The organism is Vulcaniibacterium tengchongense (assembly GCF_003814555.1).
In the GTDB taxonomy this organism is placed as follows: Bacteria; Pseudomonadota; Gammaproteobacteria; order Xanthomonadales; family Xanthomonadaceae; genus Vulcaniibacterium; species Vulcaniibacterium tengchongense.
This window is the reverse complement of the sequence record NZ_RKQN01000014.1, coordinates 1-2,043: the sequence shown is the minus strand read 5'-3', so window position 1 is coordinate 2,043 and position 2,043 is coordinate 1. Positions and strand designations below refer to the sequence as shown.

The window sequence follows — 2,043 nt, the reverse complement described above, 5'->3', positions numbered from 1 at the left end:
TGACCCACCTGCAGCACGCGCGCGGCAAGCACGTGGTGTTCGTGGCCATCCTCGACGAGCGCCTGGACGACTTCAACCGCAAGGTCTTCGTGCCGCAGATCGAGGGCGCCAAGACCGCGGCGGAACTGCCCGGCATCGTCGATGAAGTCGTCACCTTGGCCGAGATCAAGGCCGAGGACGGCAATCCGTACCGCGCCTTCGTCACCCACACCGTCAACCCCTACGGCTATCCGGCCAAGGACCGCAGCGGCCAGCTCGAGTTGCTGGAGCCGCCGAACCTGCGCGCGCTGATCGACAAGTGCGCCGCCGCCACTCGAATCCCGACATCCAAGGAGTAAGCCATGACCGATTGGTGCGATTTCAACGACGCGCAGCAGCAGCCCAGTTTCGACCTCATCCCCAAGGGCACGCTCGCCCGCGTGCGCATGACCCTCAAGCCCGGGGGCTACGACGACCCGGCCCAGGGGTGGACCGGCGGCTACGCCACGCAGAGCTTTGAGACCGGCTCGGTGTATCTGGCGGCCGAGTTCGTGGTGCTGGAGGGCGAGTACGCGAAGCGAAAGCTCTGGAGCAACATCGGCCTGCACTCCCCGAAGGGCCCGGCCTGGGGCCAGATGGGGCGCAGCTTCGTGCGCGCCGTGCTCAATTCCGCCCGCAATGTCCATCCGCAGGACATGAGCCCGCAGGCCGCCGCCGCGCGGCGCATCCAGGGCTTCCACGAACTCGATGGCATCGAGTTCCTCGCCCGCATCGACGTCGAGAAGGACGGTCGCGGCGAGTTGAAGAACGTCGTCAAGAGCGCCGTCGAGCCCGACCACCCGGAGTATGCCCGCCTGATGGGCGTGCCGCCGAAGAACCCTGGCAGCGGCTCCAGCGGTGCGCCGGCGGCGCTCACCCCGCCCCGTGCGATGTCTGCGCCAGCCGCCCCGCAACCCCCCGCCGTGCCGGGCAAGCCCGCCTGGGCGCAGTGAGAGGAGGGCCAGTGAAGTGCTGGGTCTGCAAACGACAGGCGCGCGGCTACGGCCACTCGGACCTTCGGCATCCGGTGGGCGATGCCCGGCGCTATCCGATCGACTGGGTGTTCTGCTCGCGGCGTTGCCAGCAGGCGTTTCACGCGCTCTACGGCCAGTGGCTGCGCGTGCAGGAAGGACGCACGTCCAAAACGGAGGTGGCCATGATCGATCCGTCTGACGTCGAACTGGCCGCGATGAGGAAGTGCCTCAAGGCCTTCGGCGCGGCGGCAGAAAGCATCGGCTTCGAGAAACCCCTCGGCGCGTACTCCGAGGCCGAGGCCCTGCGGGTGATCGACGCCATCGTCACCTGCTACACGGACGCGATGGTCGAGCACCACGAGGCGACCAAGTACCCGCCGGTGCGCGGGCTCAAGGAACCGGTGTCCGACCCCTTCGCCGACCTCGAGGACGATCTGCCGTGGGAGGAACCGAAGGCGGCCCCGAAAGCGGCACAGAAGGAGGCGCGGCGATGATGGACTTCAACGCCTCCAAGAGCCTGTCGGCTCGGCTCACGGCGCTGATCGATGCCGGGATGCAGCAGGCTCGCGCCGCGCAGCCTCGCCGCACGTACCTGGGCGCCTCGCGTCTAGGGGTCGCCTGCGAGCGCGCGCTGCAGTACGAGGTCGCCGACGCTCCGGTCGATCCGGGCCGTGAGGCCGACGGCCGCCTGCTGCGCGTCTTCGATCGCGGCCACGTCATCGAGGACTGCATGGTCGGATGGCTGCGCGCGGCGGGCTTCGATCTGCGCACGCGTAACGACGCGGGGGAGCAATTCGGCTTCTCGGCGCTGGACGGGCGCCTGCAGGGCCACGTCGATGGCGTGCTCGTCGCCGGGCCCGACCTGGGCTTCGGTTCCGGCTACCCGGCGCTGTGGGAGAACAAGTGCCTGGGCGCCAAATCGTGGCGCGAGTTGGAGAAGCACCGGCTTGCGTCTGCCCGCCCGGTCTACGCCGCGCAAGTGGCGCTCTACCAGGCCTACCTCGAACTGCACGCGCACCCGGCCCTGTTCACGGCGGTGAACGCCGACACC

General features: G+C 69.0%; 4 protein-coding genes. All 4 read left to right on the top strand.

Features of this window, described 5'->3' with window-relative positions; genetic code table 11:
• Positions 1-338 (top strand): AAA family ATPase (locus EDC50_RS16215; protein WP_148089659.1); only part of this gene is annotated, 338 nt, incomplete at its 5' end.
• 3 nt (positions 339-341) lie between these two features.
• Positions 342-971 carry a hypothetical protein gene (locus EDC50_RS16210; RefSeq protein ID WP_123771603.1) on the top strand — a complete coding sequence of 210 codons (630 nt, stop codon included), beginning with the start codon at positions 342-344 and terminating at the stop codon, positions 969-971.
• Between the two features lie 11 nt (positions 972-982).
• On the top strand, positions 983-1,486 hold the full coding sequence (locus tag EDC50_RS16205; protein ID WP_123771601.1) for a DUF6511 domain-containing protein: 504 nt from the start codon (positions 983-985) through the stop codon (positions 1,484-1,486).
• Positions 1,483-2,043, top strand: a 561-nt coding sequence (locus EDC50_RS16200) for a hypothetical protein (protein WP_123771599.1), incomplete at its 3' end; no start/stop codon positions are given. The genes EDC50_RS16205 and EDC50_RS16200, both read left to right, overlap by 4 nt.